The 14,683-nt window shown below is 55.9% G+C and carries 14 protein-coding genes and 1 pseudogene; 3 read left to right on the forward strand and 12 right to left on the reverse strand.

The window, feature by feature from the left end; all coding sequences use genetic code 11:
- Positions 1–12: 12 nt before the first annotated feature.
- The 5 genes from amtB to ACOTX4_RS05980 form a co-directional block, all read right to left on the reverse strand.
- Positions 13–1,299: an ammonium transporter AmtB gene (amtB, locus tag ACOTX4_RS05960; protein ID WP_022650485.1), complete on the reverse strand. Its 1,287-nt coding sequence runs from the start codon at positions 1,297–1,299 to the stop codon at positions 13–15.
- Between the two features lie 35 nt (positions 1,300–1,334).
- Positions 1,335–1,673, reverse strand: coding sequence for a P-II family nitrogen regulator (gene glnK, locus ACOTX4_RS05965; protein WP_006809867.1), 339 nt, complete (start codon positions 1,671–1,673; stop codon positions 1,335–1,337).
- A 212-nt stretch (positions 1,674–1,885) separates the two neighbouring features.
- Positions 1,886–3,667, reverse strand: coding sequence for a SmdB family multidrug efflux ABC transporter permease/ATP-binding protein (locus tag ACOTX4_RS05970; RefSeq protein ID WP_063938052.1), 1,782 nt, complete (start codon positions 3,665–3,667; stop codon positions 1,886–1,888).
- Positions 3,660–5,414, reverse strand: a complete 1,755-nt coding sequence (locus ACOTX4_RS05975; protein ID WP_023315528.1) for a SmdA family multidrug ABC transporter permease/ATP-binding protein — start codon at positions 5,412–5,414, stop codon at positions 3,660–3,662. Before ACOTX4_RS05975 ends, ACOTX4_RS05970 begins: the two co-directional genes overlap by 8 nt.
- Before the next feature lie 30 nt (positions 5,415–5,444).
- On the reverse strand, positions 5,445–5,903 hold the full coding sequence (locus tag ACOTX4_RS05980; RefSeq protein ID WP_015571267.1) for an Lrp/AsnC family transcriptional regulator: 459 nt from the start codon (positions 5,901–5,903) through the stop codon (positions 5,445–5,447).
- Between the two features lie 115 nt (positions 5,904–6,018).
- Between ACOTX4_RS05980 and ACOTX4_RS05985 the strand changes: the two genes are divergently transcribed.
- Complete coding sequence (locus ACOTX4_RS05985) at positions 6,019–7,065, forward strand: PLP-dependent cysteine synthase family protein (protein WP_003859036.1); 1,047 nt, start codon at positions 6,019–6,021, stop codon at positions 7,063–7,065.
- 39 nt (positions 7,066–7,104) lie between these two features.
- Here ACOTX4_RS05985 and cof read toward each other — a convergent pair whose 3' ends face one another.
- Positions 7,105–7,923, reverse strand: coding sequence for an HMP-PP phosphatase (cof, locus tag ACOTX4_RS05990; protein ID WP_003859037.1), 819 nt, complete (start codon positions 7,921–7,923; stop codon positions 7,105–7,107).
- Positions 7,924–8,024: 101 nt separating this feature from the next.
- On the opposite strand from cof, the pseudogene ACOTX4_RS05995 reads away from it, so the two are divergent.
- Positions 8,025–9,724 (forward strand): annotated as a pseudogene (locus ACOTX4_RS05995) (SgrR family transcriptional regulator).
- Between the two features lie 66 nt (positions 9,725–9,790).
- Entirely contained in the window at positions 9,791–10,486 is a 696-nt protein-coding gene (gene queC / locus ACOTX4_RS06000; protein ID WP_015571271.1) for a 7-cyano-7-deazaguanine synthase QueC, read from the forward strand.
- A gap of 3 nt (positions 10,487–10,489) precedes the next feature.
- Here queC and ACOTX4_RS06005 read toward each other — a convergent pair whose 3' ends face one another.
- The 6 genes from ACOTX4_RS06005 to hupB all read right to left on the reverse strand — a co-directional run bounded on the left by ACOTX4_RS06005 (position 10,490) and on the right by hupB (position 14,585).
- Positions 10,490–10,819, reverse strand: coding sequence for a DNA-binding protein (locus ACOTX4_RS06005; RefSeq protein WP_022650480.1), 330 nt, complete (start codon positions 10,817–10,819; stop codon positions 10,490–10,492).
- On the reverse strand, positions 10,806–11,156 hold the full coding sequence (locus tag ACOTX4_RS06010; RefSeq protein WP_023324235.1) for a type II toxin-antitoxin system RelE/ParE family toxin: 351 nt from the start codon (positions 11,154–11,156) through the stop codon (positions 10,806–10,808). Before ACOTX4_RS06010 ends, ACOTX4_RS06005 begins: the two co-directional genes overlap by 14 nt.
- 47 nt (positions 11,157–11,203) lie before the next feature.
- On the reverse strand, positions 11,204–11,602 hold the full coding sequence (locus tag ACOTX4_RS06015) for a YbgC/FadM family acyl-CoA thioesterase (protein WP_003859042.1): 399 nt from the start codon (positions 11,600–11,602) through the stop codon (positions 11,204–11,206).
- A 97-nt stretch (positions 11,603–11,699) separates the two neighbouring features.
- The gene (locus ACOTX4_RS06020) at positions 11,700–12,080 is read right to left on the reverse strand and encodes a helix-hairpin-helix domain-containing protein (RefSeq protein ID WP_003859045.1); all 381 of its coding nucleotides are present in this window, start codon (positions 12,078–12,080) and stop codon (positions 11,700–11,702) included.
- 148 nt (positions 12,081–12,228) lie between these two features.
- A complete protein-coding gene (gene ppiD, locus ACOTX4_RS06025; protein ID WP_032657391.1) occupies positions 12,229–14,100 on the reverse strand; it encodes a peptidylprolyl isomerase in 1,872 nt (623 codons plus the stop codon).
- Between the two features lie 212 nt (positions 14,101–14,312).
- Positions 14,313–14,585, reverse strand: a complete 273-nt coding sequence (hupB, locus tag ACOTX4_RS06030) for a nucleoid-associated protein HU-beta (protein ID WP_002444653.1) — start codon at positions 14,583–14,585, stop codon at positions 14,313–14,315.
- Positions 14,586–14,683: the final 98 nt, after the last annotated feature.

A 14,683-nucleotide genomic window follows, 5' to 3' on the forward strand; every position in this document is an offset into this window, starting at 1 on the left:
AAGGCACTCAAATTATGCGTTATAGGCATTCTCGCCGTGGCTGTTGACGTCCAGGCCTTCGCGCTCCTGCTCTTCCGGCACGCGCAGCCCAACGGTCATATCAGCCAGCTTGTAACCGATAAAGGCCACAACACCCGACCAGACAACGGTGATCGCGATACTTTCCAGCTGTACAAGCACCTGATGCCCCATGGTTACGCCTTCTGCGTAACCCACACCGCCCAGAGATTGGGCAGCAAAGATACCGGTCATGATACAGCCGACAATGCCGCACACACCATGCACGCCGAATACATCACACGGATCGTCAACGCGCAGAACACGTTTCAGTGCGGTAACGCCCCACAGCCCCGCCAGTCCTGCGACGATACCGATCAGCAGCGCACCGCCTACGCCCACGTAACCGCACGCTGGCGTAATACCTACCAGACCGGCAATCGCCCCGGAACAGGCACCCAGCAGCGATGGCTTGCCGCGAACGGCCCACTCGCCAAATACCCATGAGAGGATAGCGCCGGCGGTTGCCACAACGGTATTCACGAAGGCCAGTGCAGCGATTTCGTTAGCGGCGCTGGCTGAACCTGCGTTGAAGCCGAACCAGCCAAAGTAGAGGATGGCGGTGCCGGTAAAGACCATCGGCAGATTGTGCGGCTTGAATGCTTCCTTCCCGAAGCCCACGCGCTTGCCAATCAGGTAGGCGCCTACCAGGCCTGCTACCGCGGCGTTGATGTGCACAACGGTACCACCCGCAAAGTCCAGCGCGCCATGGGAAGCCAACAGACCACCGCCCCAGACCATATGCGCGATCGGGATATAGGAGAGCGTCAGCCAGACCACCACGAAAATCAGTACCGCAGAGAAGCGGATACGCTCAGCCAGCGCGCCCACAATCAGCCCCACGGTGATGCAGGCGAATGAGCCCTGAAACGCGACATGAATATACTGATAGAAGCTGCCCATTACCGCGGTCAGTTCGATATTTTTCAGCATCGCCCAGTTAACGTTGCCGAAGAAGGCGTTGCCCTCCCCGAAGGCCAGCGAGTAACCGTAAACCACCCACAGCACGCACACCAGCGCGAAAGTGACGGCAACCTGCGTCAGCATGGAGAGTACGTTCTTGCCGCGGATCAGGCCGCCGTAAAACAGCGCGATCCCCGGAATCGTCATGAACAGCACCAGCGCGGTGCAAATCATCATAAAGGCGTTATCGGCTTTGTCTGCCACAGCCGGTGCAGCCATTGCCAGGCCCGGCAGCAGTGCCAGCGACCCCAGACCTGTTTTCATTGTTGCTTTCTTCATTTTCTCGATCCCTATCACTGTGTGCCAGGAGTTACTTACAACGCCGCTTCGTCAGATTCGCCGGTACGGATGCGAATAACGCGCTGTAGTTCGGCAACGAAAATTTTGCCGTCGCCAATTTTTCCGGTATAGGCCGCTTTGCTGACGACATCAATCACCTCATCAAGCTGATCGTCGGCAATCGCCACATCAATTTTCACTTTTGGCAGGAAGTTAACGCTGTATTCCGCCCCGCGATAAAGCTCGGCATGACCTTTCTGACGCCCAAAGCCTTTCACTTCGGTGACAGTCAGTCCCTGAATACCCATGGAAGACAGCGCTTCACGCACGTCTTCGAGTTTGAATGGTTTGATTACCACCGTAACCAGCTTCATATATCCCCTCCAGTCAGAATTCGGTAATGGCCGCAGCTAACACGAGAGTGATATTGCAAAGGGTGTGCCAGAAGTGAAAGGTGAGGAGGAAAGCGCCGCAGCGCGCATGCGCCGGGAAAAAGTGAAAAAAAAACGCACCATGGCAGTGCAGGGTGCGTTTCAGTTTTGCACCAACGGTTAAGTCTGTTAGCGCATTGCCTTGTTATGGTGCATCAGGCGCTGAGTGACTCTTCCTCGCGCACGCTGGCGGCCAGTTCGTCGCCTGCCAGCTGCAACTGATACATCTGCCAGTAGCGTCCTTTTGCCTCAAGCAGCGCTCTGTGTGTACCCCGTTCAACGGCCTGGCCACGGTGCAGCACCAGAATGGTATCGGCATCGACGATCGTTGACAGGCGGTGGGCGATCACCACCAGCGTAGTGTGATCCCGCACGGCAGCCAGCGCCTGCTGGATCGCCTGCTCGGTACCGGAGTCAATGCTTGCTGTCGCTTCATCCAGAATTAACACCTGCGGCGTCTCAATCAGCACGCGCGCCAGCGCCAGAAGTTGCTTTTGCCCGACGGAGAGGTTGTTGCCCTGCTCACCCAGCCGGGTATTGATCCCCTCGCTTAACCCGCGCGCCAGATCCGCCAGCTGCACCGTTTCCAGCACCTCCCATACCTGCTCAGGGGTGAAAGGACGTCCCAGCGTCACGTTGGCATAAAAGGTATCCGCCAGCACCACCGGATCCTGCTGCACCATCGCGACGCCCTTACGCAACGCGTTGTGGCTAAGCGAGGCAAGCGGCCGTCCGTCCAGACGGATCTCCCCCTGCGTCAACGGATAGTAGCCCATCAGCAAACTGGCGAGCGTGCTTTTGCCGCTGCCGGTATGCCCAACCAGGGCGACAAAACCACGCGACGGTACCTCGAGGTTGATATCCTGCAAGACAAGCTGGTCGTCGCGGTAGGCAAACGAGACATGATCAAACACTATGGATCCACTTTCCAGCGGGCGTTCGTCATCGCCATAGGTCTGACGCGGCCTGTCCATGAGCTCGAATACACGTTCGCCCGCGACCACTGCCTGTTGCAGCATCGACTGCTGCGTGGTGAGTTCAATCAGCGGTTCGTTAAGGCGTCCGAGGTAACTGATAAACGCGTACAGTACCCCCACCTCAATGGTTCCGCGCGTCGTCAGGCCGAACAGCATCAGCAGTCCGCACAGCACCAGCGCCGAGAAGAGGCTCAGCAGCGGACGTAACAGGAAACCGTCCAGGCGTAACGTCTGCATCCGCGCCATATAATGCGAGCGGCTGGCTTCCCCCATTCGCTCACCAAAACGCGCCTGCTGGCGAAACTGCTGAATAACGCTCATGCCGTTGATCACTTCGTTGAAGCCATCATTGATATCTGCAAGGTAAGCGCGCACGCGGCGCACGATCGGCGTGCTGTAGCGCTGGTAAATCACCATCACGATCAGCACCGCCGGGAAAATGGTGATTGCCACCAGCGCCATCCGCCAGTCCAGGCTGAACATCGCCACCAGCATCGCGCCAATTAGCGCGGCACTGCGCAGAACCGTTGCAACAACGGTTACATAGAGGTCGCGGATCACCTCGGTGTCATTGGTGACGCGCGAAATAACCTGCCCGACCGGCTGGGTATCAAACTCGCTCAGCGGCTGGCGCAGCGCGGCATCCATCACGTCCGTGCGCAGCTGCTGCACCACGCCCACGGCGGCCCGGTTAAAGAGCAGTGACTGCGCGTAATGCAGCCCTGCCGCCGTCAGCTGTAGCCCGACGTACGCCACGCCCAGCCCGGCGACCAGGCCGAGAGGCAAATAGCTTTTCGCTACCATGTTATCGATGAAATAGCTGATAAGCAGCGGACCGGTCACCTCCGCAATCGCGGCGATCCACAGCAACAGCACGGCGATGGAAAGCGGTTTGCGCCACGGTGAGCCATAGGCCAGCAGCCGTTTTAACGTCGGCCACATCTGTCCAAACTTACGCATCGGCCACCTCCTCATCCAGCGCGGCTTCAAGCTGTTGATAGCGGTACATATCCCGATACCAGCCGGTCTGCCCGGCGAGCTGCTCATGCTGACCACGCTGGGCAATATGTCCGTGCTGAAGCACCAGAATTTCACTGGCTTCGGTAAGCGCCGACAGACGGTGCGCGCTAATGATGACCGTGCGCCCCTCTCCCCACTGGCGAAGGTTATGCAGAATTTGATGTTCAGTACGCCCGTCAACCGCGGACAGCGCATCATCCAGAATCAGGATCTCAGCGTCCAGCAGTAGCGCGCGGGCAATAGAGATACGCTGTTTTTGTCCGCCGGAGAGCATAACGCCCCGCTCACCCACTTCCGTGTCGTAGCCCTGCGGCAGGCGCAGAATATCCTCGTGGACGCTGGCCAGACGCGCCACGTGCTCGATCTGGTCCTGTGTCGCCGTCGGACACCCGAGCGCAATATTGTTGGCAATGGTGTCTGAAAACAAAAACGGCGTCTGGCTGACGACCGCCAGGCGGCTGCGCCAGTCATCCAGCAGCAGACGTGGCAGAGGGATGTCGTGGAAACGGATATCGCCTTCGCTCACGTCAAAATGGCGCTGAATCAGTGACAGAATGGTGCTTTTACCGGAACCCGTCGGGCCGCAGATGCCCAGCATCTGACCAGGACGCAGCGTGAAACTGACGTTCTCAAGCACCGGATGTTCCGTTTGCGGGTAGATAAAGGCGCGGATATCAGCCTTGAGAATACCCGGACCTTCCGGTACCGGCTCGCTGCCATCGTTCACGACCGGCACTTCCGCCAGCATGGCGCGGATACGGCTGTAAGCGGCGCTCCCACGTTCAACGATATTAAACATCCAGGCCAGCGCCAGCATCGGCCAGATCATCAGCCCAAGGTACATCGCAAAGCTGGTTAACTGCCCGAGGGTCATGGTGCCTCGCACCACCATCCAGCTGCCGCCGCCCACCGCCAGCAGGTTCGCCATACCAATCGCAATATAAATTGTCGGATCGAAACGGGCATCAATACGCGCCACGCGCATGTTTTTCGCGCCGGTATCGGCGGCGTCGGCGGCAAACAGCGCGGACTGGCGGTCTTCCAGACCAAACGCTTTGATCATGCGGATGCTGGTCATGCTCTCCTGGGTGCGATCGTTCAGCGACGAGAACGCCGCCTGCGCCAGCTTAAAGCGTTCATGGAGCTGCTCGCCGTAGCGGTTAATTGCCAGCGCCATCAGCGGCATTGGCAGCAGCGCCAGCAGCGTGAGCTCCCAGCTAATTTGCGTAGACATCACAATCAATACCGCACAGCCCATCACCAGGGAATCCACCAGCGTTAACACCCCTTCACCGGCGGCAAACACCACGCGGTCTACATCGTTAGTGGCGCGGGCGATGAGATCCCCGGTACGGTGACGCAGATAAAACTCAGGGTGCTGGCGGCTCAGCTGACGGTAAAAGTCCTCGCGCAGCTCAACGGCAAGCTGATAGGACGCACCGAACAGCAGCACGCGCCAGACATAACGCAGCAGGTAAACCACCACGGCCGTCAGCACCAGCGTACCGACCCACATCATCACCCGTGCGGCGGTGTAATGTTGTTCGGTAACGCCATCCACGACGTAGCCCACCACTTTGGGGGGGATCAGTTGCAGAATGGCAATGATAATAAGCAGGGCCACTGCGCCGAGGTAGCGTTGCCACTCCCGACGAAAGTACCAGCTTAATTGGGCAAATAATCGCACGCGGTCTTTTCCTGAAGGTATTTTAAGAAGTTATTCAATGGGTAACGCTGTGGTGTATTTAATCTGTTCCATGGCGAAGCTGGAGGTGACATCGGACAAGCCCGGTACGCTATTGACCAGCCGCTTGTAAAAATCATCGTAGCGCTTCATGTCTGCCACCTGAACGCGCATCAGATAGTCGTATTCCCCCGCCATGCGCCAGAAGCCGAGCACCTCGGGCATGTCGGAAACCTGCGTGACGAAGCGGCAGTACCATTCGCTGCTGTGATGCTGCGTTTTTATCAGGACGAAGGCGGTCAGTCCAAGCCCCAGTTTTTCGGGATCCAGCAGCGCCACACGTCCCAGCAGAATGCCATCATCTTCCAGCTTCTTGAGGCGCTTCCAGCACGGTGTGGTGGTCAGATTAACGGCATCTGCCAGCGCCTGCAAAGAGAGGGTACAGTCGCTTTGCAGCAAAGAAAGCAGCTTACGGTCAATTTTATCTAACATAGCCACCTCGAAGAGAAAATTATTCTCCTTACATTCTATTTTAAAGGTCAGATAGCAACAATTTTTTCTGTGCTTTTCGCTATGCTGGGCACAAAATGACAAACGGATAACTACGATGAATAGCACCTGGGTTAAACATGCCATCAGCGAAATAAATGCCGACTATCAGCGCTCGGCAGACACCCACTTAATCCGCCTGCCTCTGCCGGGATTTCCCGGTATTCAGCTCTATCTGAAAGATGAAAGTACCCATCCTACCGGTAGCCTGAAGCATCGCCTGGCGCGTTCACTCTTTTTATACGGTTTATGTAACGGCTGGATTAAAGAAGGCACCACGATTATTGAATCGTCGTCCGGATCAACTGCCGTCTCCGAAGCCTACTTTGCCCGCCTGTTGGGTCTGCCGTTTATCGCCGTGATGCCCTCATGCACGGCGAAACGTAAAGTTGAACAGATCGAATTTTACGGCGGACGCTGCCACTTTGTGGACAGTGCCTGCGAAATCTATGCGGCCTCCGAAATGCTGGCCCGCGAGCTGAATGGTCACTATATGGACCAGTTCACCTTCGCCGAACGCGCCACCGACTGGCGCGGCAATAATAACATTGCGGACAGCATTTTCCGCCAGATGACCCATGAGCCGCATCCTGTCCCCTCTTACATTGTCATGAGCGCGGGCACGGGCGGAACCTCCGCCACCATCGGACGTTATATCCGCTGTCAGGGTTATGATACGCAGCTGATGGTGGTTGACCCGCAAAACTCGGTGTTCCTCGATTACTGGCAATCCCGCGATGCGAGCCTGCGCAGCCCCGTGGGGAGCAAGATCGAAGGGATTGGTCGCCCGCGCGTCGAACCCTCATTCATTCCGGACGTTGTGGATGAGATGCTCCGCGTGCCGGATGCCGCCAGCGTCGCGACGGCGCACTGGCTGGAGACACAGCTTGGCCGTAAAGTCGGGGCTTCTACCGGCACCAATATGTGGGGCGCGCTACAGCTGGCCGCGAGGATGCGTGAAGAAGGCCGTACCGGCTCTGTCGTCACGCTGCTGTGCGACAGCGGGGAGCGATACCTGGACACCTATTACAACGCAGAATGGGTGCAGGCCAATATTGGCGATGTTGAGCCGTGGAAAGCGCAGATTTCGCAGCTGGTGAAATAAAAAAAGCCAGGCTTAGCCTGGCTTGCTGGAAGGGTCTCACTATTCGGGGGAATATGGGAGGTTATTTTTGTCCAGCCAATGCGTCAAAAAATGGGACACCGCTTCGTTACGACAGTGTCCGATAACCGGTAAATGCGGGAGCGCGGCGATAAGCTGCGGCATCGCGTTCCCCATAATCAGCCCACGACCTACGTTGCTCAGCATCTCGTGGTCGTTCATGGCGTCACCAAAGGCCATACAGTCCTGCATCGTCAGCCCAAGATGATCGCTCAGCACCGCCAGCGCGGATCCTTTGTTACAGCCCACCGGCAGCACTTCAAGACAGTCCACCGCCGAGAAGGTCAGGTGCGCCCGTTCGCCCAGCGCCTCGTTAAGCTGAATACGCAGACGGCAGAGATCGTCGTGATCGCCACAGAAGCAGATCTTGGTCACCTTGTGTGCCGGAATGCGGCGCAAATCGATAAGCTGATATTTAAAGCCGCTGTAAACGTGTGCGTGCAGCAAGGCCGGGATCTCACGCCCGGTAAACCAGCCTTCATCATTAAAAACATGCACGCTGGCCTGCGTATCCCAGGTGCTGTGCAGGACAATGTCCGCCACCTCCGGATTCAGATCCTGACGGTGCAGCACATCGCCGTCGACGGAGTGAATGCGCGTTCCGTTGCCGGTGATCAAGAACGCATCGAGGGCAAATGTCCCCAGCAGATGGCGCATCTCCAGCACATGACGACCAGTAGCAAACGTCAGGGTAACTTCACGCTCGCGCAGGCGCTTAAGAGTGTTCAGGGTTTTCTCCCCTAAACGGTGATCCGGCATTAACAGCGTGCCGTCCATATCAAATGCAGCGAGCCGAGCCATGATTACTCCCGAAATGTGATGCGGTTAACTTGTGCATCAGTATTACGTGGGATATACGGAAGTAATAGTGAATAGATGATAATTATTGTTCCGGGTTTTTCATGCGCCAGCTTAACCGTCTTAACCAGTATCAGCGTCTGTGGCACCCGTCTGCCGGCGCACCGCAGCAGGTGACCATCAGTGAACTTGCCAGCCGCTGCTTTTGCAGCGAGCGACATGTTCGCACCCTGCTGCGCCAGGCGCAGGAGGCGGGCTGGCTAAGCTGGCACGCCCGCTCCGGACGAGGTAAGCGTGGGGAATTACGCTTTCACGTCACCCCGGATTCGTTGCGTAATACGATGATGGAAGAGGCCCTGAAAAGTGGACAGCAGCACAACGCGCTGGAGCTGGCCCAGCTCGCGCCTGAAGATTTGCGATCGCTGCTGCATCCGTTTATGGGCGGACAGTGGCAGAACGATACGCCGACGCTGCGTATTCCCTACTATCGCTCGCTGGAGCCGCTTCAGCCGGGTTTCTCCCTGGCCGGGCGGAGCAGCATCTGGCGGGACAGGTATTCTCTGGTTTGACGCGTTTTAATGGTAACAGCAGTGAACCCACGGGCGATCTGGCGCATCACTGGGAAGTCTCTGCTAACGGCCTGCGCTGGCATTTCTACATTCGCTCCACCCTGCACTGGCATAACGGCGATAAAATAGAGACGGCACAGCTCCGGCAAAGCCTGACGGCGCTGTTATCGCAGCCCGGCATGGGCACGCTGTTCCGCAGCGTCTTACGTATCGAAACCACGCACCCGCAGTGCCTGACGTTTATTCTCCATCAACCTGACTACTGGCTGGCGCACAGGCTGGCAACCTACTGTAGCCGTCTGGCGCATCCCGATTACCCTGTGGTAGGCAGCGGTCCCTTCCGGCTAAGCGTTTTTGAGCCTGAACTGGTGCGTCTGGAAAGCCACGAGCAGTATCATCTTGGCCATCCGTTGCTTAAGGCTATCGAGTACTGGATCACGCCCCAGCTTTTTGACTACAGTCTGGGCACCAGCTGTCGCCACCCGGTGCAAATCGCCATTGGCGAGGCCGACGAGCTGGCCAGCCTGCGGCTGGTGAGTAACAGCACCAGTCTGGGCTTCTGCTACCTCACGCTGAAACAGAGTCCACGTCTAAGCGAACTTCAGGCAAAGCGGCTGATTAATATCATTCATCTCTCAACGCTGCTGCACACGCTTCCCCTGAACGAAGGGCTCATCACTCCTACCGAGGAACTGCTTCCCGGCTGGGCGATCCCCCAGTGGCCTGATTTAACCGACGTTGCGCTGCCAGAGGCATTGACGCTGGTCTACCACCTGCCGGTTGAGCTTCACACCATGGCCAGCCAGTTAAAAGCATACCTTGCGCGGCAGGGTTGTGAACTGACCGTCATCTTTCACGACGCCAAAACGTGGGACGGGTGCCAGCAGCTTGCCGATGCAGACATCATGATGGGAGACAGACTGATTGGCGAAGCGCCGGCGTACACGCTTGAGCAGTGGCTCCGCTGCGATGCGCTCTGGCCGCATCTGCTGAGCGCACCGGCATTCGCCCATTTGCAGGCCACGCTGGATGCGGTGCAGTCGCAGGCCGACGAGCGTGACCGACACGCAGGACTTCAGGCTATATTCAGCCGGTTAATGGAGACAGCCGTCCTGACGCCGCTCTTTAACTACCAGTATCAAATCAGCGCGCCTCCGGGCGTCAACGGCATACGCCTTAACACTCGCGGCTGGTTTCACTTCACCGAAGCCTGGCTTCCTCCACCAAACGCGTGAAGAAGCTGGTCGCCGCTTTAGCCAGGCGTTAACATGACGCTTTTACTGTAACTGTCGAGATGATCTATGAAACGTGCCGTCGTCGTGTTCAGCGGAGGACAAGATTCCACCACCTGCCTGATTCAGGCGCTTCACCAGTATGATGAAGTGCACTGCGTCACTTTTGATTATGGTCAGCGTCATCGCGCTGAAATCGATGTCGCTCGTGAACTGGCTCTCAAACTGGGCGCCCGCGCTCATAAAGTGCTGGACGTGACGCTGTTAAATGAACTGGCCGTCAGCAGCCTCACCCGCGACAGCATTCCGGTGCCTGATTACGAACCGGATGCCAGCGGCATTCCGAACACCTTCGTACCGGGCCGCAACATTCTCTTCCTGACCCTGACGGCGATCTATGCCTACCAGGTGAAAGCCGAAGCGGTGATCACGGGCGTGTGTGAGACCGACTTCTCTGGCTACCCGGACTGCCGGGATGAATTCGTGAAAGCACTCAATCACGCCGTCGATCTGGGAATGGCAAAAGAGACCCGCTTCGAAACGCCGCTGATGTGGCTGGATAAGGCTGAAACCTGGGCGCTGGCCGACTACTGGGGCAAGCTGGATGTCGTTCGCAACGAGACCCTGACCTGCTACAACGGCATTAAAGGGGACGGCTGTGGGCAGTGTGCCGCCTGTAACCTGCGCGCGAACGGTCTGAATCATTATTTTGCGGATAAAGCGGGCGTTATGGCCGCAATGCAGAAAAAGACCGGGCTGAAATAAGGGCTACCTGACCGTGCTGTCGAACAGTTTTACACCGGCAGCACGGGTAATTTTCATCAGTGTAGTCAGCGTTGGGTTACCATTTTCGGACAGGGTACGGTATAGCTGCTGACGTGAAAGCCCCGCTTTGGCTGAAATCTCTCCAATACCGCCGCGCGCTTCGATAACGCGTCTGAGGGCAATCAAATAGGCTGGGATCCCCTGGTCCTCGTAAATTTCATCCAGTGCAATTTGCAGATAGAGTTGCGCGTAAGAAGGATTTTCGCGCAGCATTTTGACTACAGCTTCATCATGGCTGACGGTACTTGAGAATTTTCGCTCACTTTTGCTCATGGAGTTTATCCTTTTGATGATCTTTCCAGTAATCTATTGCCAGCATCACATCCGCTTTCTGGCTCTTTTTGTCACCGCCGATCAGCAACAATAAGATTTCCCGATGCTGGACCGCAAAATAGACTCGATAACCGGGACCACTATCAACCTTCAACTCCCAGACACCCTCTCTGAGATAACGGTAATCGCCAAAATTCCCCTTCTCAGCGCGGTCGATTCGCAGAAGGATCCGAAACGCCAGCTCCGGATCCTTTCGTCTCAACTTTGCTACCCAATCCTCAAACGGTATTTTTCCGTCGCGGGTTCGGTAACGTTTAACAACGTAGTCCCTGTTCATGATTTTATCCCTGAAAACCCTTCTTGTCTTTTATAAAAGACAAAAATTTACGCGATCATCAGCTCCAGCTTTTCGCGCAACTCCCCTTCCAGCGGCAACGCTTTCTGGGTTTTGAGATCGATACAGACAAAGGTGATCAGCGCATCGGCCACAATCTGCCCTTCTGGCTCCAGCGTAACGACCTGGCTCAATACACCACTTTTGCCATTCAGTTGTTGAACCTCACTGGTCACGGTGAGCACATCCCCCAGCACAGCCGGGCGGCGGTAGTTAATGTTGATATTGACGACCACAAACGCGATGTTGTGTGCGGTTAGCCACAGGAAGCTTTCGCTGTTCTCCAGGCCGTCCCAGCGCGCCTCTTCAAGAAATTCAAGGTAGCGGGCGTTATTGACGTGCTGGTAAACATCGAGGTGATAACCACGGACTTTGATTTGTGTCTGCATAGCGCAATAGCCTTTCGTTGTTATAGGTTCAGAGGTCATAACTGGTATGACCTCTTTATCCTGGCAAATTTTTGCCGCAGTGCAAGTGATTACGCGATTACAGCGTCAGGTGTGCGAGATTGCGCTCAACCAGCGCGCTGCCCATACCCGGCACCTGCTTGAGATCGTCAAGGGTTTTGAAAGGACCATACTCTTCACGATAGCTGACGATGGCCTGCGCTTTTTTGAGGCCCACGCCATTCATTACGCGGGCAAGATCGTCCGCAGAGGCAGTATTAATACTGACCCGCGTACCCTCGTCCTCAATGGCTTTCGTGCTGGCCGTCGCGTTGGCTTTAACCTGACCTTGTGACGTTGCATCGGCCTGAGTTTGTGCAGCCTGGGCTTTAGACGAGGGTGACGCCGCCAGCGCGCCCGCACTCATCCCGGAAGTGGCAATAGCCAGTGTAATTAACAGTGCTTTGATTCCACATTTCATGCTGTTTTCTCCTTGTTTGTTGACAGCCATGCCACGATAGCCGCACGGGAAAACAGGGACAAACAGCAGATTGCAGAAATGGAAAAGGCCGCGAAAGCGGCCTTTAGTTTTTGCAGAACGTTACGAAAATCTGCGAGCAGACACGTAATTATTGCTCCTGAGTGACCACATCACCCAGCTTGATTTTGGCTTCTTTACGCAGGTTGCTCATCAACGCTTCGAAAGCAATCTGGGCATTGTTCTGGGTAATTCCCTGAACCATGGCCTTCTTCTGCGCGTCTGGCAGCGTGCCGGCTTTCACTTCATCCAGCGCCAGAACCACCACGTTACCCTGCATATCGGTCGTGGTGCCAAAGACAGGTTTGTCTTTCGCCGGCAGGCTCAGACCAAACGCCGCCTGGCTGACAGGATCCTGACCGGTACGGCTCAGCGTTTTTGCTTCGCCAAAGCTCAGGCCAGCCGCTTTCAGCGCATCGTTCTTACCGGCTTTCAGGTCGGCCAGAATTTTCTCTGCATCCAGTTTTGCCTGCTGTGCCGCTTTGTTGTGTTTCACCAGCGCCACCACCTGATCTTTCACTTCCGCCAGGGGCTTCACTGCCTCGGCTTTGTGCTCGCTGACGCGCAGTACGAACGCACGATCACCGTCAACGGTAATGATATCTGAGTTGCTGCCCGGCGTACCATTCTCACCGACCAGACCACCATTGAAAATGGCATCTGAAACCGGTTTGAAGTTCAGTTCTTCCGGCAGGTTTTCGTGGCTGAACCAGCCCGTCTCAACCGCTTTCACGCCAGCAGCCTGCTCAGCGCCCGCCAGTGATTCGTTGTCGTTGCTTGCGGCATCGCTCACTTTCTGTTGCAGAGCATAGAAGGCATCCAGCGCTTTCTCCTGCTTCACTTTCGCAGCGATATCATCACGAACGTCAGTCAGCGGCTTGGTTTTCGCCGCCACAACATCGTCCAGACGCGCCACCAGGAAGCCGACGGAGGATTTGATTACACCAGACAGTTGGCCTTTCTCTTTCAGGCCTGCATTTTTCAGCTCATCCGGGGTAGTTGACTCTTCCAGCCAGCCCATATCACCGCCGTTTTTGGCAGAAATAATGTCGGTAGATTTTGCTTTCGCTAAGGTGGCGAAATCAGCGCCTTTGTTCAGCTCGTCCAGCACGGCTTTCGCTTCTGCTTCCGTTTTGGTCTGGATCACGCTGTAACGGTTACGCTGCGGCTGAGTGAACTGATCCTGATGCTGGTCGTAATAAGACTGGATCTCGGCGTCAGTCGCATTTTCCTGCATCGCAGCTGCATCCAGCTTGATATAGCTTACGCGGAACTGTTCCGGAGAGATGAAGTTGTTCTTGTTTTGCTCGTAGTAAGCATTAACTTCAGCGTCGCTAACCTGCTGTTTCGCTGCCAGTGCGTTGACATCAATCGTCGCTTCACGCACCACGCGTTGCTGCGCCACCAGTGCCGCCAGCTCTTCAGTTTCGCCTTTCAGCATGAAATCGGTGCCCACCACCGCGTTGATTAGCTGTTGCGTGGTCAACTGGTTACGCAGTGCCTGAGCGTACTGGTCAGCCGTCATACCCATCTGGTTAACAATGCTGTTGTAACGCGCGTTGTCGAACTTCCCATTAGACTGGAAAGCCTGCGTCGAGAAGATGGCTTTTTTAACCTGCTCATCGCTGATGCCCAGACCCAGGCTTTTCGCGTACTGATCCAGCAGCGCCTCGTCAATAAGGCGGTTTAGCGTCTGCTGACGCAGGTTTTTCATATAGCCTTCGTTGGCTGCAAGTTCAGAGTATTGGTCGCCCAGCTGTTGCTGCATGCGGTTACGTTCACCAGCAAAAGCGTTCTCGAACTGCCCACGGCTAATTTCCTGGCCATTCACTTTTGCGGCGTAGTTCGCGCCACCGCCGATGAGGTAACTACTCACACCGGTCAATATGAACGACACGATAATGATACCGAAAATAATCTTGAGCACGAGACTGTTAGCAGCCGTGCGTAAGCTGTCCATCATGGTGTAACAACACTCCGCTGTAGGTGACTGGTTACCTGACGCTGACGGAAAATCCTGACCGTCGCGCGTAAAGGCGTATTGTGACAAGAAAACAGGGCAATTGTCAGCCCACAACTCGCATAAACTCGCACAAATCAGGTCTGGACAAACAAAAAAGGCACATCAAACGATGCGCCCTTGTACTTTTCAGCTTCCCTGGAGCGGGAAAGCAATCAGTTTACTGCGTCTTTCAGCGCTTTACCTGCACGGAAACCCGGCACTTTAGCGGCAGCAATGGTGATCTCTTTGCCGGTCTGAGGGTTGCGGCCAGTACGGGCTGCACGCTCTTTAACCGCAAAAGTACCGAAGCCTACCAGTGCAACGTCGTCCCCAGCTTGCAGAGATTCAGTAACAGAAGCAATTAAAGCATCTAAAGCACGTCCAGCTGCCGCTTTAGAAATATCAGCACCCGCAGCAATTTTGTCAATCAGTTGAGATTTATTCACTGTTCTCTTCCTCTCTTTATAATTTATATCGCACCTGAATCCTTCACAGCGCGACCGCGCAGCAGTTATATCAGTCCTGCTATGACCTTACAACACCC

Origin of the sequence: Enterobacter cloacae complex sp. IR5459 (genome assembly GCF_049238005.1) — a bacterium.
In the GTDB taxonomy this organism is placed as follows: Bacteria; Pseudomonadota; Gammaproteobacteria; order Enterobacterales; family Enterobacteriaceae; genus Enterobacter; species Enterobacter hormaechei_C.

Coding starts and splice junctions, on each gene's coding strand:
- amtB (WP_022650485.1), bottom strand. CDS start 1,299: ATGAAGAAAGCAACAATGAAAACAGGTCTGGGGTCGCTGGCACTGCTG.
- glnK (WP_006809867.1), bottom strand. CDS start 1,673: ATGAAGCTGGTTACGGTGGTAATCAAACCATTCAAACTCGAAGACGTG.
- ACOTX4_RS05970 (WP_063938052.1), bottom strand. CDS start 3,667: ATGCGTAAGTTTGGACAGATGTGGCCGACGTTAAAACGGCTGCTGGCC.
- ACOTX4_RS05980 (WP_015571267.1), bottom strand. CDS start 5,903: ATGTTAGATAAAATTGACCGTAAGCTGCTTTCTTTGCTGCAAAGCGAC.
- ACOTX4_RS05985 (WP_003859036.1), top strand. CDS start 6,019: ATGAATAGCACCTGGGTTAAACATGCCATCAGCGAAATAAATGCCGAC.
- cof (WP_003859037.1), bottom strand. CDS start 7,923: ATGGCTCGGCTCGCTGCATTTGATATGGACGGCACGCTGTTAATGCCG.
- queC (WP_015571271.1), top strand. CDS start 9,791: ATGAAACGTGCCGTCGTCGTGTTCAGCGGAGGACAAGATTCCACCACC.
- ACOTX4_RS06005 (WP_022650480.1), bottom strand. CDS start 10,819: ATGAGCAAAAGTGAGCGAAAATTCTCAAGTACCGTCAGCCATGATGAA.
- ACOTX4_RS06010 (WP_023324235.1), bottom strand. CDS start 11,156: ATGAACAGGGACTACGTTGTTAAACGTTACCGAACCCGCGACGGAAAA.
- ACOTX4_RS06015 (WP_003859042.1), bottom strand. CDS start 11,602: ATGCAGACACAAATCAAAGTCCGTGGTTATCACCTCGATGTTTACCAG.
- ACOTX4_RS06020 (WP_003859045.1), bottom strand. CDS start 12,080: ATGAAATGTGGAATCAAAGCACTGTTAATTACACTGGCTATTGCCACT.
- ppiD (WP_032657391.1), bottom strand. CDS start 14,100: ATGATGGACAGCTTACGCACGGCTGCTAACAGTCTCGTGCTCAAGATT.